A 26,393-nucleotide genomic window follows, 5' to 3' on the forward strand; every position below is an offset into this window, starting at 1 on the left:
GGGTGCGTCGCCGGCGATCAGACGCCGGCGGCCTGCGCGATGACAGCTCGCAGGTGCTCGCTGCTGCCGCCGAACATGCGCAGCATCCGCGCGTCCGCGTACGCCCGGGCGATCGGGTACTCCGACATGTAGCCGTAGCCGCCGTGAAGCTGGACGCCCGCATCGACCGCCCGCGCCTGCAGCTCAGTCGCCCGCAGCTTCGCCGCCGCCGCGGTCGCCGCTCCTAGCGCCCCGGCGGCGTGCGCCAGGAGGCAGCTGTCGACGAAGGCGGAAGTGGCGGTCAACTCGGCGGCGACGTCGCCGAGCGTGATTCGGGTGTTCTCGAAGGCCGCCAGCGGCTGCCCGAAGGCGCGGCGCTCGTGGACGTATTGCACGGTCCAGTCAAGGGCCGCGCGGGCCCCGGCAACCGCTGCGACGGCGAGCGTCAGCCGCTGTCCCACGAGGACGGACTCGGCGGTGTCCGGCCCGAGGCAGCGCTGCGCTGGTACCCGCACACCGTCCAGGACGACATCGGCGAAGTCAGCCGCCTGAAGACCGAACCGGGCGACTCCGGGGGCCCGGGTGAGGCCACCGACCTCGGCGTCGATGACGAAGGCGTGGGCGTGCTCCCCGGCGTCTGCGATGACGACGAGGACGTCCGCGTGCACTCCGCCGAGGACAGCCGGGCAGCTGCCGTCCAGCACCCACACATCACCTGAGCGACGTGCAGTGAGCGCGCCGGGCCCGGCGAGCGCCGTCAGGGACCGGCCGCCGGCCAGGCGGGTGAGCAGGACCGGATCCTGCGCGCAGGACAGCAGCGCGGGGACGCAGACGTCGTTGTGCTGGCCGAGGGCCAGGGCGACCGCGGGCAGTCCGGCGTGCATCGCCGCCTCGACGAGGACCGCGCCGAACCGCGGGTCCTCGACACCGCTGCCGCCGTGCTCCTCGGGGATCGCCATCGCGACGAATCCGTGCTCGGCGGCCGCCGCGAAGAACGACGGCGGCACGCCGGCGCCGTCCGGCTCGCCCCAGCCGGCGTACGTCTCGGCCGTGACGCGCTCGGCCAGGAAGCGGGCGAAGCTCTCGCGGAGCGCCTCGTGCTCGTCCTCGAAGAGTCCGGGGAGCCGCCCGGCCAGCGCGATGCTCATCGCCCGCTCCACACCGGCGCGCGCTTCTCGACGAACGCCTGGGCGCCCTCGCGGGCGTCATCAGACGCCCGGATCACGTTCATGAGCGGTGCCTGAGCGGCGAACGCCTCCGCGACGGTCACGCCCTGCGCCGCGCGGACGACGAGCTTGGACATCTTGACCGCGAGCGGCGCGTTGACCGCGATGCGCCGCGCGAGCGCCAGCGCTGCCTCGAGCGCGCCACCGGCCTCGGTCAGGTGATTCACGAGCCCGAGCGCATGCGCGCGCTCCGCGCTCAGAGGCGCCCCGGTGAGGATCAGCTCCATCGCGTGGCCGTACGGGATCCGCTGCGGGAGGCGGATCGCGCCGCCGGCGGCGGCCGCCAGCCCGCGGGTGACCTCCGGAAGCCCGAAGGTCGCGCTCTCGGCCGCGACGATCAGGTCGCAGGCCAGCGCGATCTCGAAGCCGCCTCCGAGCGCATGACCCTCGACGGCGGCGACCAGCGGCTTGTCGGCGGAGCGCTCGCAGACGCCGAAGGCGCCGCGGCCTTCGACGATCGGGCGCTGGCCCGTCGCCGCGAGCGCCTTCAGGTCCATCCCGGCGGAGAACGTCCCGCCCTCGCCGGTGATCACGCCGACGACGAGGTCATCGCGGGCGTCGAGTTCGTCCAGGCAGTCCCCAAGGGCGATCGCGGTCGCCAGGTCGATCGCGTTGCGCCGCGCCGGTCGGTTCAGGGTGATGAGCGCGACGCCGTCCTCGACGGAGAAGCGGACCGGGACCTCCTCGTCGGGCGCCTTCATCTCGGCGCCATCCGGATCGCGCCGTCCAGCCGGATGGTCTCGCCGTTGAGGACGGCGTTGTCGATGATGTGCAGCGCGAGCTTCGCGTACTCCTCCGGGCGGCCGAGCCGGCTGGGGTGGGGAACGGTCGCCGCCAGCGAGTCCTTCACCTCGTCGGGGAGGCGCGCGAGCAGCGGCGTGTCGAAGGTCCCCGGCGCGATGGTGCAAACGCGGATGGCCCGCCGTGACAGGTCGCGGGCAGCGACGATCGTCATGCCGACGATGCCGGCCTTCGACGACGCGTACGGGATCTGGCCGATCTGGCCCTCGAAAGCCGCGACGGACGCGGTGAGGACGAACACTCCCCGGTCACCGTCCAGCGGGTCGTTGGCGGCCATCCGGGCGGCGGCCAGGCGGAGCACATTGAAGCTGCCCACCAGGTTGACGTTCACGACGTCGGCGTACTTCTCCAGCGACCCCGGGCTGCCGTCGCGCTCGACGACCCGGACGGGGCCGCCGCGGCCGGCACAGTGGACCACCGCCCGCAGCGGCCCGTGCGCTTCGGCGGCATCGAAGACGGCGTTCATGTCCTCGGTGCTGGTGACATCGGCCGGGACGAACTCTGCGGCGTCGCCGAGCGCCGCGGCCGCCGCAGCGCCGTCCGACCCCGGCAGGTCAGCGATGACGACGTGCGCGCCGTGGTCGGCGAGCGCGTGAACCGTCGCCAGACCGAGGCCCGACGCTCCGCCCGTGACGACGCAGGAGGTTCCCTCGACGTTCATGACAGGCGCTCCAGGATCGTGGCGTTTGCCATGCCGCCGGCCTCGCACATCGTCTGCAGCCCGTAGCGGCTGCCGCTGGACTCCATGGCCTCGAGCATCGTCACCATCAGCCGCGCGCCCGACGCGCCGAGCGGGTGTCCGAGCGCGATGGCACCGCCGCGCGGGTTGATCCGCTCGAGGTCGGCGTCGAAGTGCTTCCGCCACGCCAGCGGCACCGGCGCGAATGCCTCGTTGATCTCGTAGTGGTCGATGTCGTCCAGGGACATGCCGGTCCGCGCGAGGATCTTCTCGGTCGCCGGGATCGGCCCGCTCAGCATGGTGATGGGATCGTCCGAGGCGACGGCGAAGGCGTGGAACCGCGCCCGTGGGGTCAGCCCGAGCTGCGCGCACCGGTCCTCGCTCATGATGAGCATCGCCGCGGCGCCGTCCGAGAGCTGCGAGGAGTTGCCGGCGGTGACGCTCCAGCCGATCTCCGGAAACCGCTCGCTCATCTCGTCGCTCTCGAAGACGGCACGGAGCTCGCCCAGTCCCTCGACGGTGGTGCCGCGCCGGATCGTCTCGTCGCGGTCGACAACGGTCGAGGTGCCATCCGGCTGCGTGACGGTGATCGGCACGATCTCGCGGTCGAAGCCGCCGCCGTCAGCTGTTGCGGCCGCCCGGTCGTGCGAGCGCGCCGAGAACACGTCGAGCTCGTGCCGGGTCAGTCCCCACCGCGCAGCGATCAGCTCGGCGGAGATCCCCTGCGGCACCAGTCCCGGGGCGTAGCGGTCGTTCACGGACTCGCCGTAGATGTCCCGGCCCATCCGCGCGGTGAACATCGGCACGCGGCTCATCGACTCGATCCCGCCGGCAACGACGATGTCGTAAGTCCCGCACATCACGCCCTGCGCAGCGAAGTCCGCCGCCTGCTGGCTCGACCCGCAGCGGCGATCGATGGTGGTCGCCGGCACGTGCTCGGGGAACCCGGCGCCGAGCCACGCCCAGCGCCCGGCCGGCCCGCCCTGCTCGCCGACCTGGCTGACGCAGCCGATCATGACGTCCTCCACCTCCCCCGGATCGACGTCGTTGCGGTCCATGAGGCCCTTGATCGTCTGCGCGAGGAGCTCGACCGGGTGGAGCTCCGACAACGCCCCTCCGGGTCGATCGTCCTTCGCCGCACGCCCCTTCGCCATCGGCGATCGGACGGCGTCAACAATGACTGCGCTGCGCATGAGGCTCCTTCTACAACCCGAGGGACTTGGCGACGATGACCTTCATGATCTCGCTGGATCCGCCGTAGATCCGGCTGACCCGTGCGTCCGCGTAGGCGCGGCCCAGAACCGACGTGCGACTGCAGCCGGCGACGCCGTGCAGCTGCAGGCAGCGGTCCACGACGCGGCCCTGAAGCTCGGTGCAGTACAGCTTCACCACCGCCGCGTCCTCCGGCATGAGCTCGCCCGCTTCATGGGCATCGAGCGCACGGTCGGTGAGCGCCTGGCCCGCCTGCACCTCGGCCGCGCACGCGGCGAGCTCGAACTTCGCGTGCTGGCCCGAGGGCAGCGCACCGGACGCGACGTTCGCCACCGTGGCCTCGAGCGCCGCGACGGCGGCGGCCTGCGAGTTGAGACCGATCGAGAGCCGCTCCTGCGCCAGGTTCGCGGTGAGGTAGGCGAAACCGCGGTTCTCCTCACCGAGGAGGTTCTGGACAGGCACGTGCATGTCGGTGAAGAACAGCTCGGAGAGGTCCTGCGCCTTCTGGCCGATCTTCTCCAGCCGCGGCCCGCGCTCGAACCCCGGTGTCTGCGCGTCGACCACCAGCAGGCTGATGCCGTGGCGCCCGGCGGATCGGTCGGTCTTGACGGCGAGGATTACGAGGTCCGCGGCCAGGCCGTTCGAGATGAACGTCTTCGCCCCGTCGACGACGTAGTGATCGCCGTCCCGCCGAGCCGACGTCGACAGCGCCTTCAGATCCGAGCCGGCACCGGGCTCGGAGAGCGCCAGCGCCGACACGGCCTCGCCGCTCGTGAGAGCCGGCAGCCAGCGCTCCTGCTGCTCCGCGGTGGCGTACTCGAGGAAGTACGGCATGCAGATGTCGGTGTGGACCCGCACGCCTCCGATGGCGAGTCCGGCGCGCTGCGCCTCTTCCGTGATCACGGCACTGTGCTTGAAGCCCGAGCCGGCCAGCCCGCCGAACGCCTCGGGCACGCCGACGCCCAGCAACCCGAGCGCCCCCGCCCGATACCAGAACGAGCGGGGTGGCCGGCCGGCCTTCTCCCACTCGGGGTACTCGGGCACGACCTCGTCCTGGAAGAACTCGCGGACCACGGAGCGGAACGCATCGTGCTCCGGACGGAAGACCGTCCGGCGCATCCCGGGCGGGGCAGCCTGCATGGCGGGCACGGGCAGCCTCAGCTCACATCTCTGACGAGCCCGGCGATCGCGTCGCTGAGCTCGGCGGGGTGCGTCAGCGCGAGGCAGTGCGGCCCGCCGTCGACGACGACGACGCCGCGGCTGTCGGCGACGAGCGAGCTCATCTCCTCGGCCGCCGCGACGCCGAAGGCGGGATCCACCGTGCCGTGGACGAACAGGGCCGGGCACGTGATCTCGCCGAGGCGGTCGATGATCTCGTCGCGCCGCGTGAGGATCGTGGCCCATACCTCAGTCCACGCGGCAGGCGCCTTCGACTGCCATTTGCCGATGAAGCGGCTCCCCTCGTAGTCGCTGGGCGCGAACTGCACGCCGAGGATGGCCTCCGCGATCTCGCCGACCGGCCCCATGGCGAGCCAGCCCTGGGACAGCTGTTCGAAGCCGGCCTGCTGCTCGGGCTCCAGCAGGCGGACCGACGTCCCGGTCAGCACGATCCCGCGCACCCGGTCCGGGCTTGCGAGCGCCGCCCGCTGCGTGAGCCAGCCGCCCTGGGACATGCCGGCGAGCACGGCCTGCTCGACGCCGCATGCGTCCATCAGCGCGATGACGTCCTTCGCCGCGTCCCAGTAGTCGAAAGGACCGCTGCACTCGGACATGCCATGGCCGCGTTCGTCCCAGGTCAGGCACCGGATCGCGGGCGACAGCGCCTGCACGACGTCGTCCCACATGGTGTGATCGAGGAACGCGCCATGGGACAGGACCACGACCGGGCCGTCGCCGCCGGAGTCCTCGTAGTACAGCTTGTTGCCGTCGTGCTCGAAGAAGGGCATGAGTTGGTCTCCTGGGTGGGACGGGACGGGACGGGGGTCAGGTACCGCGGAAGACGCCGGGTCGGCGCTCCTGGAAGGCGGTGATCGCCTCGAGCAGGTCGTCGGACGCGAGCGTCGTCTCCTCGTGTGCGAAGGCGAGGTCGACGACCTCGCCGGCTCGCTGCTGGGTGACGCGGTTCAGCGCGCGCTTGGTGCCCTGCACCGCGAGCGGTGGCAACGCGGCCATCCGTCCGGCTAGGGCTCGCGCTGCGGGCAGCGCGTCATCCGGTGTGTCGACGAGGTCGGTCACGAGCCCCATCGCGTACGCACGCTCGGCGTCGATCGGGTCGCCCGTCAGCAGGTGTCGGCGTGCGCGCAGCATGCCGACAGCCTGCGGCCAGACGAGGCAGCCGCCGTCGCCGGCGACGAGGCCCAGCGCGACGTGCGGGTCCGCCAGCGTCGCGGCGCGGGCAGCGACCACCGCGTCACTGGCCAGCACGACCGTCGCGCCAAGCCCGATCGCCGCACCGTGCAGCGCGACGACGAGCGGCTGGGGCAGGTCGAGCAGGGCGCCGAGGAGCCGGCGGCCGTCGTCGACGATGCGCAGCCGGGTCGCGACGTCGGCGTTCGCCTCCCGCATGAGGTCGAAGTCGCCGCCCGCCGAGAAGACCTTGCCCGTCGAGGCGAGGACCACGGCCCGCACGTCCGGGTTCGCGCGGAGCTCCTGGACGGCGGCGGTGAGCTCGACGTGCAGGAGGTCGTCGAAGCGATTCATGACGTCCGGGCGGGTGAGCGTGAGCTCGGCGACGCCGTCGGCCCCGACGGCGACCGCCAGCGACGTGAAGGTCGCTGCGGTCATGCCCGGGCGCCGGCCGGCATGACGTCGACGACGGTGTCCGACGGCGGTCCGTAAAGCTGCGCGATCAGTGCGTCGTACTTCGCCGCGATCGGCCTGCGCTTCAGCTTCATCGTCGGCGTGAGCTCGTCGCTGCCCGGGAGCCACGTCGAATCGACGACCGCGAAACGGCGCACTTGCTCGGACGCGTTCAGCCCCTCGTTGGCACTGCGCAGCGCGGTGGTCAGTCGCGCGATGACCTCCGGGTGCTGCGCGTTCTCCCGCGGGTCCGTCCCGCCGGTGAGCGCCGCCGTTCCCTCCGGCTCGAGGGCGATCATGACCGCCGTGTACGGCTGTCCGTCGCCGAGGCAGACCACGGAGCCGACCAGCGGACACGCGCTCGACACGGCGTTCTCGACGAGGACCGGCGAGATGTTCTTCCCCGTCGACGAGACGATGATCTCCTTCTTCCGATCGACGATCCGGTAGTAGCCGGCCTCGTCGGTCCGGAAGACGTCACCGGTGAGGAGCCAGCCGTCCGCGTCGAAGGCGGCGGCGGTCAGCTCGGGCTTGCCCCGGTATCCCGCCATGACCATTGGCCCCTTCAGCAGCAGCTCCCCGTCGTCCGCAAGCTTCGCCTCCACGCCGGGGAGCGGCAGGCCGTTCGTGAGCGGACGCGGGCGATCGGCAGGGTTGCACAGGATGATGCCCGCGGTCTCGCTCTGGCCGTAGCACTCGCAGAGGTCCACGCCGATCGCGGCAAAGAAGCGGAGCGTCTCCGGCGGCAGCGGCGCCGCCCCGGTGAAAAGAAGCTCCCCGGCGTCCATACCGATCGCACGCCTGATCGTCGACAGCACCGGGTCGTGCGCGGTCCAGCGCGCGGCGAGCTCCGCGTCGACCTCGCGGCCGGCGACCCGGTCGTCGTGCAGCCGGCCCCCGAGCGCGACGGCCTCCTCCAACGCCGCGCGCTCGGCGTCGGTGGCCTCGGCCATCTTCGCGACCGCGGCGTTCTGCAGCCGCTGCCAGATCCTGGGGACGGCCATGTAGAGCGTCGGCTGGATCTCGGGCAGGAGGTCTGCGGCCGTCCGTGGGTCCGGGTGGTACGTGATGCAGGCGCCGGTCACGACCGGCATGTAGTACGCGCAGAGGCGATCGCCCATGTGCGCGAACGGCAGGTAGGAGACGGCGCTGCCGCCCTCGGGCAGACGGCCGAGCGAATGCAGTCCGCGGATCTGCTCGAGGATGTTGAAGTGCGTCAGCTCCGCGCCCTTCGGCTCGCCCGTCGTGCCCGACGTGTAGACGACGGTGATGAGATCTTCCGGCGTGAGCTGCGGCCGCACGCCCGCGGCCAGCGGCGTGCCCAGGCCGCAGAGCTCCGAGAGCGATGCGGCGGCGGCGCCGGTCGCCTCGCCGCCGTCGACGACCACGAGCAGCGGCGGCGTGGCCATGCCCTCGAATGCCTGGCGGGCCTTCGGCTCGAGCGCGGCCTCCGTCACCAGGACGTCGGTGCGTGAGTCGCTCAGGAGGTATCCGAGCTGAGCCGGGGACGAGCTGTTGTACACCGAGAGCGGGACGGCCCCGATGTACAGCGTTGCCATGTCGACGACCGCTGCCTCGTAGCGGTTCGTGAGCAGCATCGCGACGGTGCCCCCGCGCTCCACGCCGAGCGCGGCGAGGCCGCCGGCGACGTCGCGCATGCACTGATCGAACGCTGTCCAGCTCAGGGTGAGACTGCCGTCAGAAGCCCGGAGGGCAGGCGCATCGCCCCACCGCAGGACGGTGCGCGAGAAGGCCTCGCAGAGGTCCCCCGCGTCGAGCGCGGCGGGCGTCGCCGCCCCGGTCGTGATCGTCGTCGAACTCATGCCATCTCCCCTAGTTGAACTCGATCACCGCTGACACGACGTCACCTGCGCCGAGGGCGGCGATGCCCGCATTGACCTCCTCGAGCGTGAACGTCCGCGACACCAGACGATCGAGCTCGAACGACCCTGCCTTGTACGCCTCGACGATCCTCGTCACGTCGCGCTGGATCTCAGCGCTCCCGAACAGGACTCCCCGGAACGTCTTGGCGCTTCCGACCAAACCACCGAAGTGGCGCACGTCGATGCGCACATCGGGGCCGCCGGCGCCGACGAACACCACCTCGCCGCCCTTGCCCGTCATCCGGATCGCGGCATCGACGGTCGGCTGCACGCCGACGCACTCGATCACGACGTCGGCGCCGCGACCGTCCGTCAGGTCACGGATCGCGGCGACCGCGTCCTGCTCACGACTGTCGATGGTCTCGGCCGCGCCGAGGTCGGCGGCGAGCTTGAGTTTCGCCGGCACGACGTCCACGGCGATCAGTCGGCCGGCACCCGCGAGCCGGGCACCCTGCAGCGCGGCGAGCCCGACGCTGCCGCACCCGATGACTACAACGGTGTCGTCGGGCCGGATGCTGGCGGCGTTGAGTGCGGACCCGGCGCCCGTGAGGACGCCGCACCCGATGAGCGACGCGGGGACGAACGGGACGTCCGACGGGATCCGCACCACGGACATCACGGGCACGACCACCTCTTCGGCGAAGGTCCCGGTAGCCACCATCTGGTGCACCGCCCGTCCATCGCCTGCCCGCAGTCGGGTCGTGCCGTCGAGCAGCGCTCCGGTGCGGAGGACGGGGTCGCCCTGCTCGCAGAGGCTGTGCTGCCCGCGAGCGCAGCGGAAGCACTCACCGCACTGCGGCATCGCGGCGATGACCACATGGTCGCCCTCATGGATCGTGGTGACTCCGGGGCCGACGGCGGTGACCGTTCCCGCGGCCTCGTGGCCGAGGACGATCGGCAGCGGGCTCGGCAGCTTCCCGTCGCGCACCGAGACGTCCGAGGCGCAGATGCCGGCGGCACCGATCCGCACTCGCACCTCGCCCGCCCGCGGAGCGGCGAGCTCGAGGTCCATGACCTCGAGCGGTTCGCCCAGCGCAGTGCACACCGCCGCGAGCGACATCTCAGGCGGCGGCATCCGGGCCGGGCAGCGCGTGCCCCATGCGCTGCCGTTTGGCATCGAGGTAGCGCGCGTTGTCGGGCGTGCGCTCGGTCACGACAGGTACCCGCTCGACGATCCGCAGGCCGTAGGCGCTGAGACCCTCGTACTTCGCGGGATTGTTCGTCAGGAGGCGCAGCGAGCGGACCCCGAGGTCGATGAGGATCTGCGCACCAATGCCGTACTCACGACTGTCGATCGGCAGGTCGAGCGCGAGGTTCGCGTCCACCGTGTCGAGGCCGTCGTCCTGCAGGTTGTAGGCCCTGAGCTTGTGGGCGAGGCCGATCCCGCGTCCTTCCTGCCCACGGAGGTAGACCAGGACGCCGCATCCCCTTGTCGCGATCAGCTCCTGGGCGAGCGCGAGCTGCGCGCCGCAGTCGCAGCGAGCCGAGCCGAGGACGTCGCCGGTCAGGCACTCGGAGTGCACGCGGACCAGGACCGGCTCGTCGCCGGAGACGTCGCCGTAGACGACAGCGGCGTGCTCGACGTCGTCCAGGCGCGAGCGGAAGGCATGCACGACGGCGTCACCGTGCACGGTGACGACCGCTGCGCTGGAGACGGCGTCGACGAGCCGCTCGTGCCGGCGCCGGTACGCGATCAACTGCTCGATGGTGATGAGCGGAAGCGCGTGCTCTGCGGCGAACCGGGCGAGCTGCGGACGGCGGGCCATGGTCCCGTCGTCGTTCACGATCTCGCACAGCAGCCCAGCGGGATCCATCCCCGCGAGGCGGGCGAGATCGACCGCCGCCTCGGTGTGACCGGCGCGCTTGAGCACCCCTCCCTCTCGTGCTTTGAGCGGGAACACGTGGCCGGGACGGACGAAGTCGACCGGGCGGCTGGCCGGATGCGCGAGCGCACGCACCGTGTTCGCACGCTCGACCGCCGAGATGCCGGTCGTCATGCCGGCCACGGCGTCGACGGACACGGTGAAGGCCGTGCCGAGCACGTCGCGGTTGTCGCGCGCATCGGGCACCATGAGCGGCAGCTCGAGCGCGTCGAGGCGGTCGCCGGTCATCCCCACGCACGCAAGGCCACTGGTGTGCCGCACCAGGAACGCCATCGCCTCCGGGGTGATGCAGCTCGCCGCCATGATGAGGTCGCCCTCGTCCTCGCGGTCCTCGCCGTCGGCGACGACCACGAACCCGCCGCTCCGGATGGTCTCCAGCGCCGCCTCGACGGAGGACCACTCCGGGGCCTCGTCGGGCGTGTCTGCGGCGGGCGTCGACGTTTTTTGATTCATGCAGTCTCAATATAGCTCGGGGGTTTCGCCAGTGTCAACCGCGACGGTGTCGATCATCCTCGCGACCGCCTCGATCGTGTGCTCCAGACGGGCGCGGCGTTCGTCGCCGGTGGCCGCGGTGATCGGCGCGACGAGCAGCGTTCGGACCCCTGCCTCCACGAACCCGCCGAGCTGCTCCGCGCATTCCGCGGCCGAGCCGCAGACGATCAGCGCGCGCAGCAGCTCGTCCGTGACCGCCGCCATCGCGTCGGCCCGGCGGCCGTCTGCCCAGGCGTCCGCCATTGCCGAGGCCTCGGCCGCAAAGCCCTGACGCCGCAGCAGCGCGTTGTAGGCCGGCACGGTGCCGTAGCCCGTCAGGAACCGCTGCAGCATCGGCCGCAGGTCGTCAAGGTCCTCGTCGACCGCCACGAAGAGCTTGCTGACGACGTCGAGCGTTGACGGGTCGCGGCCTGCCTCTGCGGCCCCGGCGTAGAAGTCCTCGAGCAGCGCCGGCGTTGCGGCGGCCGTGTTGAAGACGGTGATGACGCCGTCGCCGATGGCGCCGGCCTGTCGGTACATCCGCGGCCCGAGCGCCCCGAGCTGGATCGGCACCTGAGCGCCCGGCAGCCCTAGCCGGAAGTCATCCATCCGCAGCGTCGTCCCCCGGTAGGCGGCCTTGTCACCGCTCAGCGCAAGCCGCACGGCCTCAACGGTCTCGCGCACGCGCGTGAGCGGGCGACTGTGCTCGCCGCCCATCCAGCGGTCGACGACGTTCGGCGACGACGAGCCGAGCCCCAGCACGAAGCGGCCGCCCGAGAGGTGGTGCAGCGAGGCCGACGACATGGCGAGCAACGCCGGCGGCCGCGTGAACACCGGGACGAGGCTGATGCCCAGGCGCAGCGTGGTCGAACGCGCGGCGAGCCAGGCGAGTGGCGTGAAGCCGTCGCTGCCGTTCACCTCGTAGGCCCAGGCGTCGGTGTACCCGAGTCGCTCGGCCTCGAGCGCGAGCTCCAGGCTCTCCGTGAAGCCGAGCCCATCGATGGGAACCGCGAGTCCGAGACGTGGCATTTGCTGCTCCTGCCCTTGACGTGACCAAGACCGGCGACGAGTATAGAGCCGGTGAGTCTCAAAAATAACCTGTCTGGGCGTATCGCACTGGTCACGGCCGCCGCCGGCGCCGGGATCGGGCAGGCGACGGCCCGATTGCTGGCCGAGTCGGGCGCCGACGTCGTTGTCACCGACCTGGACCCGGGGCGGACTGAGCGAGTAGCCGGGCAGATCGCCGAGGCCACCGGCCGGCGAGTCATCGGCCGACCGCTGAACGTCGTCGACGAGGACGCGATCGCGGCGCTCGTCGCCGAGATCCACGCCGAGTGGGGCGCGATCGACATCCTCGTCAACAACGCAGGCACGTCGGAACCCGCGCCCGTGTGGGACACGCCGACCGACTCCTGGCGGCGGGTCATCGACATCTGCCTGACCGGGCATTTCCTCACCATGAAGGCCGTCCTCCCGCGGATGATGGAGCGACGCGCAGGATCGATCGTGAACATCGCGTCCATCGAGGCGTGGAGCAGCACGACACCCGGTAATACCGCGTACCACGCCGCGAAGGCCGGAGTGCTCGCCCTCACGCGCTCGACCGCGAAGCAGGTCGCCCCGCACGGCGTGCGGGTCAACGGGGTCGCGCCCGGGCTCGTGCCGAACCCGTTCCTGAACCGGATGCTCGATCCCGAAGACCTCGAGCGTCACGCATCGCTGATCCCGCTGGGACGGCCCGTGGATCCTGAGGAGATCGCCGACGCCGTCCTGTTCCTCGCCGGCGACGGCAGCACGTCGATCACCGGGGAGACCATCAACGTCTCCGGCGGGGCCTACATGCGCGCGTGAGCCCCGATCGGCTCGCTGTGCTGCGCGAGCCAGCCGAGGATCTGGGGCACGGTGACCTTCGCCGCGGTCCGGCCGGTGGTCAGGCTCGCGTGGCCGGCCTCGAGGCGCATGTATTCGACGTCGGCACCGGGAAGCAGGTCGCAGAGGGGAGCGGTCGAGGCTTCCGGAACCAGCTCATCGCGGCTGCCTACGACGACGAGGACCGGGAGCGTTAGCTCCTCCAGCCGCACCGGCCGGTCGGCAAGCTGCAGCGTGCCACGCAAGAACGCATCGCCCTGGATCCACTGCTCGGCGATCTGCAGCCACGCAGCTCCGGCGACCGGCACCTGGTCGTTGAAGCAGCGGCTCAGCGCCTGGAACCCTTCGAGGTACTGCTCGTCGCCCAGGTGCTGCCAAAGGTTCACGTACTGCACGATGCCGGCCGTCGGCTTGATGACGCGGAAGAAGCTCGTGAGCAGGCCGGCCGGCAGGTTGCCCGAGTCGTCAAGGACCGAGGCAGGGTCCAGGCGTCCGTCGCGGACGGTGTCGACCATGACGTTCAGGCACGCGAAGTCGATCGGCGCAGCGATGCTGACAAGGGCCCGGACCGGAAGCTCGGGCTGGGCCGGCAGGCCGTGGAGCGCGAGCGTCCCGCCCATGCAGTACCCGATGAGGTTCACGACGTCCGCACCGCTCGTCCGGCAGGCGGCGCGGATCGCTGCCGGCAGGTAATCGCACAGGTACGTCTCGAGCGAGACGCCGGCGTCCTCGTGGTCGGGCTGGCCCCAGTCCAGGACGAAGGCGTCGAAGCCGGCGGCGTGGATCCGGCGCACGAAGCTGTTCGAGGCGGTCAGGTCGAAGATGTAGGACCGCCCGACCAGGCCCCCGAAGGCGACGACCGGCACGGCGTACGCCGTCTTGTCCGGGTTGGGGTAGTGGCGCAGCTGCGCCTTGCCGGACCGCCAGACCACCTGGCTCGGTGTCGGTCCGATCGGCGCGAACTCGGCCCCCGTGGCGTATCGCGCGCCGTTTCGCGCCCGCGTCAGGTTGAGCCGCGCCTCGCGGGCCAGGCCTTGCAGCATCGCCGTCGGCCGCAGGTCAGGCGTCGTCCTCACGCTCCTGCTCGAGCCGCGCGCTGAGCGAGCGGACCTCGGTCGTGAGCACCGCCACCTGGCGGTTCAGCCGTCGCACGTCGCCGACCGAGGGCAGGTGCACTGCGTGCAGCACCGTGCGCGCTCCGCGCTCGTAGGTCCGCAGCAGCCGCCGCTGGAGGCGGAACCCGCCGATGGCCACATCGGCGAACCGCCGTGAACCGGTCAGGCCCTCCAGGCGTCCGCCGAACTCGCGTTCGACCTGATCGAACGTCCGGCGCCAACCGGGTCCGGGGTTGGCCATCTCTCAGCTCTCCTCGTAGAACCCGCGCATGAGCAGCGCCATCTCCTCCGGACGCTCCAGGATCAGGTGATGCCCGCCACCCTCGACCACGTGCAGACGGCCGCGGGGGATCAGCTGCGCCATGACGCGGGCGTTGACCGACCGCGCAAGCGGGTCGTCGTCGCCCGCGACGACGAGCGTGGGCTGCCGGATGAGGGGCAGGAACGGCAACGTGGACCAGCTGGCGCAGCTGAGCATCTGCCAGACGTACCCGCGCAGGTCGGGATTCTCCTCGGTCCGCGCTTCAGCGACCTGGCGGACGAGCTCGGGGTCGTGCCGCATGCGTCCACCCAGCAGGGTCGGTGCGAGCTGTGCGTAGTAGACCGGATCGTTCAGGCGGCGCAGCGAGAAGAGCGACTTCATCCCTCGTGGGTCGCCGGGCACGCTCCCCCAGCCCATGTTGGTCGACATCACGACCATGCGCCGGACGGTCCGCGGGCAGCTCCACGCCAGCTGCTGGGCGACGAGCCCGCCGAGCGAGAAGCCCAGGATGTCGACGTCGCGGTACCCGAGCTCCCGGACCAGCCGCGCGGCCTGGCGGGCCAGCGCGGGGATGGCCATCGGCAGTCGCGTGCTCGGCGAGTCACCGGTCCCCGGAGCGTCGTAGGCGATCGTCGTCCGGCCGGCGAGATGCGGCCGGATGGGGTCCCAGGTACTGGTCGTGCCGCCGAGTCCGTTGATGAGGAGCAGCGGTGCGCCCGTCCCGTGGACCGAGACGTTGAGCGGACGCCCGTCGACCACGACGGTCGTCGGGGTGGATGCCTCGGCGAGCGGCATTGCTCAGCCCGCCTCGGCGACGAAGCCCATCAGCGCCTCGTCGAACTCCGCGCGGGCCTCGAACATCGGGTAGTGCCCGCAGCCCTCGATGGCCACCAGACGCGCGTCGGCGAGCCGCTCCTGCAGCCAGGGGGCCCCCTCCGCGACCGTGACGGGATCCTCGGTGCCGATGATCTGGAGCACCGGCAGAGTGACACGGGGAAGGAGCCCGACGAGGTCGGTGTTCAGGTAGGTGTCGTAGCACGCGACGGCGGCCCACGACGGCATGTCGAGCTGCTGCCGCACGAGCCAGTCGAGCAGTCCGGCGTCGGGCTCGCTCGCGAAGGCGGAGACGACCGTGCGCCGGCGGGTGGCGACGCGGCGCTCGCGTTCGGCGTTGACGAGCGCTGCCTGCAGCGGTGCCGGCTCGGGGCCGAACGGGAACTCGTCACTACGGCTGGCGCGAACGCCGTTCGAACAGACCAGGACCAGCTGCGCAAGGCGCTTCGGCGCAGTCGCCGCCACCTTCAGCGCGATCTGCCCGCCAAATGAGTAGCCGACGAGCGTCACGTCCTCGAGGTCGAGCGCATCCAGCACGGCGACCACGTCGGCAGCAAGCCGCTCCATGCCGTAGTCCCCGATCGGCTTGTCCGACCGCCCCGTACCGCGCAGGTCGATGCACAGCACGCGGTTCGTGGCACCGAGCGCGAGGACCGTCCCGTCCCAGACGGCGTGGTTCAGACCGAAGCCGGCGAGGAGGACCACCGGCCGGCCGGCCCCCACATCCTGGACGTGCAGGGCGACGTCCGGCTCGACGTCGACGGACGCCATCAGGCGCGCTGGTCGAAGCGGCGGCCCAGGTACTCGGAGGCGATGCGGATCCGCTGGATGTTCGGCGTCCCGCCGGCGAGCGCCCACCCGTGCGCGTCGCGGTGCATGCGTTCGACGTCGTATTCGCGCGAGTAGCCGTAGCCGCCGTGGAGCTGGACCGCGACGTCGGTGACCTTCTTCGCCATCTCGTTCGCGAAGCACTTGGCGACGGACGCCTCGAGCGGCTCGGGGAAGCCGGTGCCCGCGTTCTCCGCGGCGCGCCGGATCAGCAGACGCGCGGCGTCGACCTGGATGACCATGTCGGCGAGCGCCGCCTGCACGAGCTGGAACTCGGCGATGTCCTTGCCGAACTGCTGCCGTTCCTGCACGTAGGCCGCCGTCTTCTCGAGTGCGGCCTGCGCGACTGCCAGCGAGTTGGTCGCGTTGCCCAGGCGCTCGATCGAGAACGCCGTGAACAGGGCACGGAACCCGCCTTTGGGGATGATGAGGTTCTCGAGCGGGACGCGGACGTCGTCGAAGAACATGTCCGCCGAGTGCACCGTCCGCCAGCCCATGAGATCCTCGCGCGGGCCGAACGTCAGGCCGGGGGTCTCCTTGTCCACGATCACACCCCCTAGGCCCTTGCCGCCGAGCTCATCCCCGAGCCGGACGTAGACGAGGTACTGCTCGGCGTGTCCTGCGCCGGAGCACCAGCGTTTGGTGCCGTTGATGATGATCGTGTCGCCGTCGACCCGGGCCTTGCACATCGCGTCGGTCGCGGCCGACCCCGCGTCGGCCTCGGAGATCGCGACGGCGATCGTCTTCTCGCCGGTCACGACGGGCGGGAGGAAGCGCTCCTTCTGCGCCTCGGTCCCGAACATGTGCACGACGCGCGCCGGGCCTGTCGTCCCCTCGAATACCGGCCACGCGGCTGCCATCGACGCCTTCGCGAGCTCTTCGATCACGATCAGTGCGTCCATCAGCGGACGCCCACCGCCGCCGTACTCCTCCGGGAGCGTCATGCCGAGAAGCCCGAGCTCACCGAGCCGCCGGCGTTCCTCGTCCGGGAGCGACATCCGCTCCCGGTCCCATTCCTGTGCCTTCGGCGCGTAGTGCTCCTGCGCGAGCCGCGTGACGACCTCGCGCAGGTCGCGCTGCTCGTCGGTGAACGTCCCCACGGCGCTCATCAGCGCAGCCCCAGGGTCGCGGAGATGATCTCGCGCTGGATCTCGTTGGTCCCGGCGTAGATCGGCGGCGCGAGTGACATCCGCACGTGCTTCTGCATGTCGTACTCCGTTGCGTATCCGTAGCCGCCCATCATCTGTAGTCCTTCCAGGGCGACCTGCTTTGCGGTTTCTGTGACCTTCACCTTCGCCATCGACGTGAGACGCTGCAGCTCAGGCTCCGAGCCGCGTCCGGCCTCGACGCGGGTCGCGACGTCGTAGGTGATCAGGCGCGAGCACTCGACCTCGATCGCGAGGTCGGCGATCCGGTGCCGGAGCGCCTGGAAGGTCCCGATGGCCTTCCCGAACTGCTTGCGCTCCTTGACGTACGCGAGGAGGTCCTCGAGCGTCCGCTCGGCCATTCCGACGCCCTGCGCCGCGCAGACCAGGCGCTCGCCGTTCAGCCCGGCCATCACCTGCTTCCAGGCTCTGCCGGGCTCACCGATGACCTGACCATCGGGCACGAAGACGTCGGTGAGGAAGACGTCGTTGACCTCCTTGCCGCCGAGCGTGTCGATGGGCCGGATCTCGACGCCGGGCGCGTCGACCGGGATCTCGAGCATCGTGAGGCCGTCGTGACGCGACCCCTCGCGGCTCGTACGGGCGATCAGGAGCAGGTGCGTGGCGATCTGGGCCGATGAGCACCACGTCTTCTGCCCGTTGACGACGTAGCCGCCGTCGGCGGCCTCGGCGCGGCAGGCGATGTTGCCGACGTCCGATCCGGCCTCGGGCTCGGAGATCGCGATCGCCATGATCGTGCCGCCGGCCATCGCGCCGAGCGCTGACTGCTTCTGCGCGTCCGTCCCGAATCGCTTGTAGCAGCCGCCGACCGTGGATGCCGACCCGGCGCCGTTGATCGGGGCCAGCCCGCGCCACGTCTCCTGGAAGAAGATGCACTGGTCCACGAGCGAGCCGCCCGAGCCGCCGTACTCCTCCGGGATCGCCACGCCGGCCCAGCCGAGGTCGGCCATCCGCTGGTACAGCGCCTGGTTGTGCGACTCGGCCCCGTCGTCGGTGAGCGCGTCGCGCTGCTCGCGCGTCCCGCACTCGCGCTGGCAGAAATCGCGTATGGACTCCGCGAACGCCTGCTGCTCGTCGGTGAAGACCATGCCCTGCGTCAACGTGCTCGTCATGTCAGATCGCTCCCACGGTCGTCTCGGCGCTGAAGTGGTCGAGGTTCGGCTCGCGCGTCATGTGCCAGTAGTCGTAGTTCGTCCAAGGCATCGGCACCACGATCCGGCCGGCGCTGTTGCGGTAATAGGTCGTCATGCCGGGGTGCGCCCAGATCGTCTGGTTCAGGGCAGCGTCCAGGCGGGCCCCGTACTCCTCGTGGACGGCCTGCTTGCACTCGACGCTGCTGATCCCCCGCTCGAGCATCTGCTCGAGCAGGCGCATGACGTAGCGGACCTCCATCTCGATGCTGAGCGCCGCGCTTCCGCCGTGACCGGCAAAGGTGTTGGGGCCGAGCAGGAAGAAGAAGTTCGGGTAGTCCGGCACCGTGATGCCGAGGTGCGCGCGTGCGTCGTCCTTCCCCCACGTCTCGCGTAGCGTCCGCCCGGAGCGACCGCGCACCTCGATGGGGCCGAGTACCTCGAGTGCCTTGAACCCGGTCGCGATGACAAGGACGTCAGCGAGGTGGCGGACACCGTCGGCGGTGATCACGCCGTCGGCCTCGATCGCAGCCACGGCGTCGGTGACGAGTGTGACGTCGGCGCGCCGCATCGTCCGGAACCAGCCGTTGTCCAGGAGCGGCCGCTTGCCGTACGGCGGGTACGTCGGAACGCACTTGGGGATGAGGTCCTCGCGGTCGCCGAGCTCGGACTTGATGTAGTCGGTCAGGAAACGCCGGTGCCGGTCGTTGACCTCGTTGACGGCGCGGTCGGGATGCGGCCAGTCGGGATCGATCTGCAGCGCGGGGTGCAGCCGGTCACCGAAGTTCCAGACGTTGCGCAGCCGGTACCAGCCCAGGTAGAACGGCACCTCGCGCATGAGCGTCCGCGTGGCGGGGCTGACGTCGCGCATGGCGTTGGGATTTGGCAGACCCCACTGCGGCGACCGCTGGAACACGGTGACGTGGTCGGCCTCGTCGACGATCGCCGGGACGAGCTGCATCGCGCTCGCGCCGGTCCCGATCACGGCAACCCGCCGTCCGGCGAGATCGAGGTCGCGGTCCCACCGGGCCGTGTGCATCGTCGATCCGGCGAAGCTCTCGATGCCGGGGATGTCTGGCAGCGATGGGCGATTGAGGAACCCGACGGCGCTGATGACCGCGTTGGCCACGAACTCCTCGGGCTTCCCGTCGCTGCCTTGGGCTTGCACGTGCCATCGGGCCTCGTCCGCGTGCCAGGTCGCTGATGCCACCTCGAGCCCGAAGCGGATGTTCGCCCGCACGTCGTAGCCGTCGGCGAGCCGCTCGAGGTAGTCGTGGAGCTCGTCCCGCTTGGCGAAGTACCGGGTCCAGTCCGGGCACTGCGCGAACGAGAAGGAGTAGAGGTGACTCGGGGTGTCCACCCCACACCCCGGGTACGTGTTCTCGAGCCACGTCCCCCCGAGGTCGTCGTTCTTCTCGAGGACGACGTACGGGATGTTCGCCTGCTCGAGTTTGATCGCTGCGCACAGCCCGGAGAAGCCCGACCCGATGATGAGCACGCGGAAGTCGTCGGCAGCGCCCGGCGCAAGCGGGGTGATGTCGCGCGGCGCGATGCCCAGTTCCTCGGCGAGCAGCCCGCCGATCTCCGCCGGGATCACCTGATCGGAACCGAGCGACAGTGACAACCAGCCCGGGAGCCGGTCGGACGTGGGTGGTGCGGCGGGATCCAGCCGGCCGGCGCGCCAGTCGTCGACGATGGCGAACGCCTGCTCTCGGACCTCGGTCTGGACGTGCTCCGGCAGGCCGCCCGAGTCGTGGTCCTCCGCACCCCGCGGAGCGGTCGGGACGTACGGCTCGCGGAGCCACCGATCGTCGCCGGTCAGCTGCGCGAGCGCCAGCAAGAGCGTGGGGAGGTTCGCCTCCGCGAGGGCGGCCCGGAGCTCGCCGTCGGTGGCCGGTGGCTGCTCGCGCATGAGGAGCGACGGGCTGTCTGCAGATGCTGAAGTTGGGCGCAGCGCGTCGGCAGACGAGCGTCGATCCTGGCTCACTAGTTCCCCCGAGCTTTTTGATTCGGTGCGTCTCAATAGTACACACGGGCGGACGCACGTCAACCGTCGCCGTCTTCCGGCCGCGGTTCACTTTCGTCGGGGCGTACTCTCGTCGTGCGGGAGTCGCGATCGGCGCGCAGCAGGAGAGATATAGTGAGACTCGATGGCCCATAAATCGGCGGCGAACAAGCCCGGTGCAGCGCCGCCGACCGACGGCGAGGCAGCCCCTCGCAAGCGCGGCCGCCCGCCGCGGACGATCGACAACGACGACGTCGTGGCCGCGATCGAGCGGCTGTTCGCCGAGGGCGGCATCGACGCCGTGACGATCGAGCGGACCGCTCAGGAGATCTCGGTGTCCAGGGCGACGCTCTACCGCACGGTCCCGTCGAAGGAGCATCTGCTCGGGATCCTGTTCGAGCGCATGACGCAGGACCTGGGCCGAGCGGCGCAGGCGGCTACCAGCGCCAAGGACCAGACGACGCGGCAGCGACTCGAAGGCCTCGTGAAGGTCCAGATCCATGCGGCCGTGCAGATGCGCGACTACCTGTTCGTGTACTTCGACGGCACGTGGCTGCCGGAAGGCGTCTACGACAACTGGCGTCATTGGACGCACGAGTACGAGCAGGTCTGGTTCGACACGGTCGGCGCGGCGATCGCTGACGGCGATCTGCCGGCGGGCGAGCCCGTGATCATCACGCGGCTGATCCTCGGCATGACCATCTGGGTCGCGAACTGGTTCCGGCCGGAGGAGGGCTTCACGGCCGACCAGATCGCCGAGCACGCGGTGCAGCTCCTCGACGCCGCCGCCGCAGGCACCCCCGTGCCCGTAGCGAAGAAGAAGACGCGCAGGACCGCCAAGCGCGCCTAGCGCGGATCCGCGCGCGTCGCGGCAGCGAGAAACTCCCACGCAGCTCGCGTGACCGGATATAACAGACGCGTCGGCTCAATATTCGTTGAGCGCCCACGCGACCGAGGGAGGATCCGCACCCATGTCCACAGAAGCCTCAGGGGCCCTGAATCCGATGGACCCGGACGTGATGCGGTGTCCGTTCGGCTACTACGCGGATCTGCATGCAGACGAGGCCGGCGCGCGCGACGAGGGTCCGCTGGGATGGGTGGTCGCGGGCCACGGGGACATCGCCAAGATCACCGTCGACACGAAGGGCTTCTCCTCCAGCTTCTACGGCCCCGACGGGCCCCAGCTCACGGGCGTGAGCCCAGAGCCCTACACCGACGAGGTGCAGAAACTACGCGACGCTCTGCACCCGCTCGAGAACGCGCTCTTCTCCTGCGATCCGCCCACGCACACGCGGCAGAAGGCGATCGCGATCAAGTCGCTCAACGCCCACCGCATCCGCGGGCTCGAGCCGCTCATGCGGACCGAGGCGAACGCGCTCGTCGACGCGTTCATCGATGACGGCCGCTGCGACTTCTACGAACAGTTCGCGATCTGGCTGCCGCTGATCCTGATCTCCCACACGCTCGGCTGCGATCGCGATGACCTGAAGACGTTCAAGGTCTGGACCGACCACATCGCCGACGGCTACCTCTCTGTCCTCGACAACCCGCAACGTGTTGCCGTCCTGAAGTCCGTCCGCGAGTACCAGGACTACATGCTGCCGCGCATCGAGGCGCGCCGCAGCGAGCCGACAGACGATCTGCTGTCGGCCCTCGTCAACACGAAGATCGATCCCGACGACGAGGCACTGCAGGGCCAGGAGCTCGCAGGTCCGCGTCAGCTCACGACGGCGGAGGTTCTGGCGGCGGTGTCGCAGTTGCTGGCCGCCGGCAACCACACGACGACGAACCTGCTGGCGAACACGATGGTGTTGCTGGTCGAGCACCCGGAGGCCATGGCTGCCCTGAAGGCCGACCCCTCGCTGATCCCGCAGGCGCTCGACGAGTCGCTCCGCCGCGACGCGCCGCTGCGCGCGACCTACCGCGTCACGACTCGTGAGGCCGAGGTCGGCGGGACGACCATCCCCCCGGGCTGTCTCGTGCCCATGATGTGGGGCGGCGCCGGTCACGACCCCGACGTGTTCCCGGACCCGCAGGCCTTCGACATCCACCGGCCGAACGCCAAGAAGCACCTCTCGTTCGGCCAGGGACCGCACTTCTGCGTCGGCTCACAGCTCGCTCGGGCCCAGTCGCGCATCGCCTTCGAGGTGCTCCTGAGCCGGCTGGACGACATCTCGTTCGCCGGCGGCGTCGCGCCGGTCCGCGCACCGCAGTTCCCGTTCACGTCGTACGAGTCCCTCCAGCTCGAGTTTCACAAGGCCGGGTGATGACCGTGTCGCAGCACCTCGATCACGCGCACGACGAGTACGAGTGGCATACGGGTCTGGTGCGCCCCCATGGGATGCCGGATGCGGTCGAGTTCATCGACGTGCACAAGGCGTTCGGTCGCAACAAGATCCTGCGTGGCCTGAACATGGGCCTGCCGGAGGGCAAGATCTCGATGATCCTCGGCCCGTCGGGTACGGGTAAGTCGGTGTGCATCAAGCACATGGTCGGCCTGCTGTATCCCGATCAGGGCGATGTGTTGGTGCATGGCGAGAGCGTTCCGAACATGCCCGATGACGATCTGTTCGAGATGCGCAAGAAGTTCGGGGTGCTGTTCCAGGACGGTGCGCTGTTCGGGTCGATGAACGTGTTCGACAACGTCGCGTTCCCGCTGCGGCAGCACACCGACAAGGCGGAGGAGGAGATCATCGCGACGGTCACCTCCCGCCTGGATGAGGTCGGTCTCGGGTTCGCGGGGGACAAGTTCCCCAACGAGCTCTCCGGTGGCATGCGCAAGCGGGCGGGGTTCGCCCGGGCGCTGGTGCTGGATCCGGACATCGTCCTTTTCGACGAGCCCGACTCCGGTCTTGACCCGGTCCGCACCGCGCTCCTGGGTGAGCTGATCCAGGAGATCCACGAGGAGGTCATGGAGCAGCGTCAGCGAAGCGGCGGCCCGCTGCCGGCGTTCACGCTGATCACGCACGACATCATGACCGCGCGCCGTGTGGCGGAGCACATCTCGGTGCTGTGGAAGGGCCGCATCGTGGAGTCCGGCCCGGCGGAGGAGCTGTTCAACTCCGACAACGCGTTCGTGCGGCAGTTCCTGAGCGGGGAGTCGCAGGGCCCAGTCGGCATGGAGTAATCCCAGAGCTTCACCCTCGCCTCGAGGGTGATCCGCAGCTGCGTACGGTCGCCGAACCCTCTCTCGCCGGCGGCCGTACGCGGTGGCGCGGCGCTGCACACCAGGCCGCTCAGGTTTACTCAGCGAAGGTGTCGATGAGTACGGTCAGGGCCTCACGGAGCGCAGGATCGTCTGTCAGGGGGCCGGCGATCGCGGCGAGGGCTGCCGCGCGAAATGAGAGCCCTGCGTCTACGAGCGCAGCGGCCATGATGAGCGCTCGGGTCGAGGCGACCTCGCGCAAGCCTGAGTCCTGCGCGCGACGGATGGCCTGTCCCAGCCGGACGAGGTCGGCGGCGAGCGCTTCGTCGACCCCCGCCTCTTCGACCAGGATGCTCAGCTCGACCGATGACGGCGGGAACGACAACTCGATCGCCACCATGCGCTGGCGTGTGCTCATCTTCAGATCCTTCAGCACACTCTGGTACCCGGGGTTGTAGGAGACGACCAGTCCGAAGCCGTCGGCAGCGCGGAGCCGTAGACCGCCGAGGCGCTCGATGTTCAGCTCGCGACGGTGATCCGTGAGCGAGTGGATCGCGACCGTGGCGTCCTGGCGCGCCTCGACGATCTCGTCGAGATAGCAGATCCCGCCTTCGCGAACGGCCCTCGTCAGCGGCCCGTCCACCCACTCGGTGTCGCCGCCGTTCAGCACGTACCGCCCAAGGAGGTCGGTCGCTGTCATGTCCTCATGACAGGACACCGTGTGGAGCGCCACGCCCAGACGATGCGCCATGTGCTCGACCAGTCGCGTCTTCCCACACCCCGTCGGGCCCTTGAGCATGATCGGCAGCCCGCGACTGAACGCCGCTTCGAAGACCTGGGCCTCGTCCGCCACCTCCTCGTAGAACGGCCCGGTGGCGCGATCGAAGTTGTCGGCGTACGACATCGCTACTCCTGTCTGCCTGTCATTGATGGTGCGGCCGAAGCGTGGAACGCCCGTCCTTGCCGGCGCTTGCCGCTTGGCGCAGGCTGCGGCGAAAGAGCGGGACGACCTCACGGTGCAGATCGGCGACCTGCTCGAGCCTGAGGTACGGGACGTGACCCCAGACGCGCTCAAGGATCTCGTCGTCGGTGTCGGTCTTCACGCTGACGCATGAGCAGGCAACACCCTGCAGGACCGATTCCGAGAGCGCCCTGCGACTGTCTTCCTGCGCGTACCGATGCTCATAGTCATCGTCGTACGGACGACCGTCCCCGACGACGACGAGCAAGCGGTTCACCGTGCCGGATCCTTCGACGAGCAAATGGCTGGCGTGGCGTATCGCTGCGCCGAGCCGGGTGAACCCCCCGGGCTCAAGCGAGGCGAGGCGTTGCTGCGCGGCCCGGTCGAACCGGTCGTCGAACCGCTTGATGCGGGCGAACCGGACTCCGCTCCTGCCCCAGCCGTGGAAGCCGTAGCCGGCTACACGATCGCCGAGCTCATCCAGGGCATCGATGAGCCGCGCAGCGACCTCCCGCTGCGCGTCGAACACCTTCGCACCTTCGCCCGAGTCCGCCGTCGACCCCGTTACGTCGAGCAGCACGACCACGCCGAGGTCGTGGCTCGTGCGGGTGCGCGCCTCGTAGACCCGTGCCTCATCGGAGCTGCCAGTCGACGTGTCGACGACGTGGTCGACGAGCGCCGTCAGGTCGAGCGAGTCGCCGTCCGGCTGGCCGCGACGACGCTCGTCGGCCAGTCCAAGGCGTGCCAGCTCGCGGCGCAGGCGCGGGTCATCGCTTCGGTTGACGGCGACCAGCTCGCGAGACCGCGGGTCGTGCTCTCGCACCACGCACCAGTCTTTTCGGTGCGCCCCCTGCCTCCAGTCCCACTCCGGATAGCGATGCCCGCCGCCAGGCGGCTGGAGCATCGCGGGCATGTGGGCCAGAGAATCCAGCGCAAGCCGGGTCGTCCTGCTTCTGGCGACCGGACGCCCGGCGGCGACCATCTCGCCGCCAGCCCGTCCCGCTCCGCGCTGTCCGGCAGCCACCAGCGTCTTGCCTGTGTCGGGCGCCGGCGGTCGGAGCCCGATGGTCGAGAGGAAATCGCGCATGCGGCTCGTGCCGGACCCGTGATCCTCGTCGAGCTCTTCGTCAACCGGCGCGATCCTCACGACGAACGGCAGAGTCTCGGGCACGGACGGACCCGCACGCAAGATGCGTGACGGCTTGATCGTCCCCATCCACAGGGGCGCCTCCGGCACCGGCTCGTTGCTGCTCGCGCGCGCCAGAGACTCGCCGGCCGAGCGTGGCGCGGCGGTGGAGTAGGCCTCGCGGACGCGGCGCTTCACCGCCGGCGGCGCAAGATCCTCCAGCAGCTCGATGGCGCGGAGCACCTCCAGGGTCAGGTAGCGGAGGCGTACCCGCCGCCGCGCGGTGAGACGCCTGACGATCTGCGGCTCGAAGCTTTCCGCGGCGATGAGCGCCGCCTGGGCCACCACCATTCCGCGGCGGTCGCGCTCCGAGGCTTCCGTGAGGAAGATCGTGTGCCCGTCCGTCCATGCTCGCGCGCCGTCCGTCGCCACAAGGTCGACCGCACGCCCCGCGACCGCGTTCGCGAGGAGCTTGACTTCGTGGACGGTGTTGACCTCCTCCTGCAAGGACTACCTCCTCCATCGGCGCACACATGCGCGTGTTCCGCGACGTCCAACGGCCTCGCCGAGAGACTACCGGACCATCGGGATTATAGAGACGGTCAGTTGCTAAATACGTTGGTCGTCTCTTATGTCCCTGCCGCCTGCGAGTTGCCGATGAGAACTGGGGAGCAAGCCCCACCACTCCACGGTGTCGGGCGAGTGGCAACGTGCCTAAAGCGTTCCCTCGGGAACGCAAGCACACCGCATTGGGGCTCAGGGAGACGCACGTCAAGCGAGGCGCCGGAGGGATGCGTGGCTCACTCGTCACTGTCGAGGCCGGTCGAAAAGTGACCCTCTGGCGCCGGGCGAGAACTAACCCCTTGTGGCCCCGATGTAGTCGCTAGGTAGGGGTTCGCGGCGGGCGTCGCGAAGGTGAGTCCGTAGGGCGAGCCGGAGCGGCGCCCACCGCGCGCGATCAGTCGCGGCCGCTGCGTAACCAAGCTCCGTGCTTCTGCCCTGCGGGCCCGAGCGGTTAC

General features: G+C 70.2%; 24 protein-coding genes. 4 read left to right on the forward strand and 20 right to left on the reverse strand.

The genetic code is table 11. From position 1 onward, the window contains the following. Positions 1 to 17 precede the first annotated feature (17 nt). From DSM112329_RS27030 to DSM112329_RS27080, 11 genes are read right to left on the reverse strand one after another with little or no spacing between them, the layout of a single operon-like run. Complete coding sequence (locus DSM112329_RS27030; protein WP_354699684.1) at positions 18 to 1,127, reverse strand: acyl-CoA dehydrogenase family protein; 1,110 nt, start codon at positions 1,125 to 1,127, stop codon at positions 18 to 20. Next, the gene (locus DSM112329_RS27035) at positions 1,124 to 1,906 is read right to left on the reverse strand and encodes a crotonase/enoyl-CoA hydratase family protein (RefSeq protein ID WP_354699685.1); all 783 of its coding nucleotides are present in this window, start codon (positions 1,904 to 1,906) and stop codon (positions 1,124 to 1,126) included. The genes DSM112329_RS27030 and DSM112329_RS27035 overlap by 4 nt, the downstream gene beginning before the upstream one ends. Next, positions 1,903 to 2,667: an SDR family NAD(P)-dependent oxidoreductase gene (locus tag DSM112329_RS27040; protein ID WP_354699686.1), complete on the reverse strand. Its 765-nt coding sequence runs from the start codon at positions 2,665 to 2,667 to the stop codon at positions 1,903 to 1,905. The genes DSM112329_RS27035 and DSM112329_RS27040 overlap by 4 nt, the downstream gene beginning before the upstream one ends. After that, the gene (locus DSM112329_RS27045; protein ID WP_354699687.1) at positions 2,664 to 3,878 is read right to left on the reverse strand and encodes a thiolase family protein; all 1,215 of its coding nucleotides are present in this window, start codon (positions 3,876 to 3,878) and stop codon (positions 2,664 to 2,666) included. The genes DSM112329_RS27040 and DSM112329_RS27045 overlap by 4 nt, the downstream gene beginning before the upstream one ends. Before the next feature lie 10 nt (positions 3,879 to 3,888). Then, the gene (locus DSM112329_RS27050) at positions 3,889 to 5,016 is read right to left on the reverse strand and encodes an acyl-CoA dehydrogenase family protein (RefSeq protein WP_354702531.1); all 1,128 of its coding nucleotides are present in this window, start codon (positions 5,014 to 5,016) and stop codon (positions 3,889 to 3,891) included. Positions 5,017 to 5,054: 38 nt separating this feature from the next. Further along, entirely contained in the window at positions 5,055 to 5,843 is a 789-nt protein-coding gene (locus DSM112329_RS27055; RefSeq protein WP_354699688.1) for an alpha/beta hydrolase, read from the reverse strand. A 37-nt stretch (positions 5,844 to 5,880) separates the two neighbouring features. Then, on the reverse strand, positions 5,881 to 6,681 hold the full coding sequence (locus DSM112329_RS27060; protein WP_354699689.1) for an enoyl-CoA hydratase/isomerase family protein: 801 nt from the start codon (positions 6,679 to 6,681) through the stop codon (positions 5,881 to 5,883). Next, positions 6,678 to 8,519, reverse strand: coding sequence for an AMP-dependent synthetase/ligase (locus tag DSM112329_RS27065; RefSeq protein WP_354699690.1), 1,842 nt, complete (start codon positions 8,517 to 8,519; stop codon positions 6,678 to 6,680). Before DSM112329_RS27065 ends, DSM112329_RS27060 begins: the two co-directional genes overlap by 4 nt. 10 nt (positions 8,520 to 8,529) lie before the next feature. After that, a complete protein-coding gene (locus DSM112329_RS27070) occupies positions 8,530 to 9,654 on the reverse strand; it encodes a Zn-dependent alcohol dehydrogenase (protein ID WP_354699691.1) in 1,125 nt (374 codons plus the stop codon). Continuing rightward, positions 9,641 to 10,915, reverse strand: coding sequence for a bifunctional 3,4-dihydroxy-2-butanone-4-phosphate synthase/GTP cyclohydrolase II (locus DSM112329_RS27075; RefSeq protein ID WP_354699692.1), 1,275 nt, complete (start codon positions 10,913 to 10,915; stop codon positions 9,641 to 9,643). Before DSM112329_RS27075 ends, DSM112329_RS27070 begins: the two co-directional genes overlap by 14 nt. Positions 10,916 to 10,921: 6 nt before the next feature. Beyond that, the gene (locus tag DSM112329_RS27080) at positions 10,922 to 11,962 is read right to left on the reverse strand and encodes an LLM class flavin-dependent oxidoreductase (RefSeq protein WP_354699693.1); all 1,041 of its coding nucleotides are present in this window, start codon (positions 11,960 to 11,962) and stop codon (positions 10,922 to 10,924) included. A gap of 51 nt (positions 11,963 to 12,013) precedes the next feature. Here DSM112329_RS27080 and DSM112329_RS27085 point away from each other — a divergent pair, with 51 nt between their 5' ends. Further along, positions 12,014 to 12,784: an SDR family NAD(P)-dependent oxidoreductase gene (locus DSM112329_RS27085; RefSeq protein WP_354699694.1), complete on the forward strand. Its 771-nt coding sequence runs from the start codon at positions 12,014 to 12,016 to the stop codon at positions 12,782 to 12,784. Here the strand turns inward: DSM112329_RS27085 and DSM112329_RS27090 are convergent. From DSM112329_RS27090 to DSM112329_RS27120, 7 genes are read right to left on the reverse strand one after another with little or no spacing between them, the layout of a single operon-like run. Beyond that, complete coding sequence (locus DSM112329_RS27090) at positions 12,769 to 13,878, reverse strand: alpha/beta fold hydrolase (RefSeq protein WP_354699695.1); 1,110 nt, start codon at positions 13,876 to 13,878, stop codon at positions 12,769 to 12,771. The two genes, DSM112329_RS27085 and DSM112329_RS27090, sit on opposite strands and share 16 nt — an antisense overlap. Then, on the reverse strand, positions 13,862 to 14,158 hold the full coding sequence (locus DSM112329_RS27095; RefSeq protein WP_354699696.1) for a hypothetical protein: 297 nt from the start codon (positions 14,156 to 14,158) through the stop codon (positions 13,862 to 13,864). The genes DSM112329_RS27090 and DSM112329_RS27095 overlap by 17 nt, the downstream gene beginning before the upstream one ends. 3 nt (positions 14,159 to 14,161) lie before the next feature. After that, positions 14,162 to 14,974 (reverse strand): alpha/beta fold hydrolase, encoded by an 813-nt coding sequence (locus tag DSM112329_RS27100; protein WP_354699697.1) that lies wholly within the window; start codon positions 14,972 to 14,974, stop codon positions 14,162 to 14,164. Between the two features lie 3 nt (positions 14,975 to 14,977). Continuing rightward, positions 14,978 to 15,784, reverse strand: coding sequence for an alpha/beta hydrolase (locus DSM112329_RS27105; protein WP_354699698.1), 807 nt, complete (start codon positions 15,782 to 15,784; stop codon positions 14,978 to 14,980). Next, positions 15,784 to 16,950, reverse strand: a complete 1,167-nt coding sequence (locus DSM112329_RS27110; protein ID WP_354699699.1) for an acyl-CoA dehydrogenase family protein — start codon at positions 16,948 to 16,950, stop codon at positions 15,784 to 15,786. Before DSM112329_RS27110 ends, DSM112329_RS27105 begins: the two co-directional genes overlap by 1 nt. Further along, the gene (locus tag DSM112329_RS27115; RefSeq protein ID WP_354699700.1) at positions 16,950 to 18,119 is read right to left on the reverse strand and encodes an acyl-CoA dehydrogenase family protein; all 1,170 of its coding nucleotides are present in this window, start codon (positions 18,117 to 18,119) and stop codon (positions 16,950 to 16,952) included. Before DSM112329_RS27115 ends, DSM112329_RS27110 begins: the two co-directional genes overlap by 1 nt. Position 18,120: 1 nt before the next feature. Then, positions 18,121 to 20,049: an NAD(P)/FAD-dependent oxidoreductase gene (locus DSM112329_RS27120; protein WP_354699701.1), complete on the reverse strand. Its 1,929-nt coding sequence runs from the start codon at positions 20,047 to 20,049 to the stop codon at positions 18,121 to 18,123. A gap of 238 nt (positions 20,050 to 20,287) precedes the next feature. Here DSM112329_RS27120 and DSM112329_RS27125 point away from each other — a divergent pair, with 238 nt between their 5' ends. From DSM112329_RS27125 to DSM112329_RS27135, 3 genes are all read left to right on the forward strand, one after another. After that, on the forward strand, positions 20,288 to 20,992 hold the full coding sequence (locus tag DSM112329_RS27125) for a TetR/AcrR family transcriptional regulator (protein WP_354699702.1): 705 nt from the start codon (positions 20,288 to 20,290) through the stop codon (positions 20,990 to 20,992). A 121-nt stretch (positions 20,993 to 21,113) separates the two neighbouring features. After that, positions 21,114 to 22,409: a cytochrome P450 gene (locus tag DSM112329_RS27130; RefSeq protein WP_354699703.1), complete on the forward strand. Its 1,296-nt coding sequence runs from the start codon at positions 21,114 to 21,116 to the stop codon at positions 22,407 to 22,409. Beyond that, positions 22,409 to 23,269, forward strand: coding sequence for an ATP-binding cassette domain-containing protein (locus tag DSM112329_RS27135; protein WP_354699704.1), 861 nt, complete (start codon positions 22,409 to 22,411; stop codon positions 23,267 to 23,269). The genes DSM112329_RS27130 and DSM112329_RS27135 overlap by 1 nt, the downstream gene beginning before the upstream one ends. 115 nt (positions 23,270 to 23,384) lie before the next feature. On the opposite strand, the gene DSM112329_RS27140 is transcribed toward DSM112329_RS27135, so the two are convergent. Next, positions 23,385 to 24,191: a CbbQ/NirQ/NorQ/GpvN family protein gene (locus tag DSM112329_RS27140; protein ID WP_354702532.1), complete on the reverse strand. Its 807-nt coding sequence runs from the start codon at positions 24,189 to 24,191 to the stop codon at positions 23,385 to 23,387. Between the two features lie 19 nt (positions 24,192 to 24,210). Continuing rightward, complete coding sequence (locus tag DSM112329_RS27145) at positions 24,211 to 25,881, reverse strand: VWA domain-containing protein (protein ID WP_354699705.1); 1,671 nt, start codon at positions 25,879 to 25,881, stop codon at positions 24,211 to 24,213. Positions 25,882 to 26,393: the final 512 nt, after the last annotated feature.

This window comes from Paraconexibacter sp. AEG42_29, from assembly GCF_040581415.1.
Classification (GTDB): Bacteria; Actinomycetota; Thermoleophilia; order Solirubrobacterales; family Solirubrobacteraceae; genus Paraconexibacter.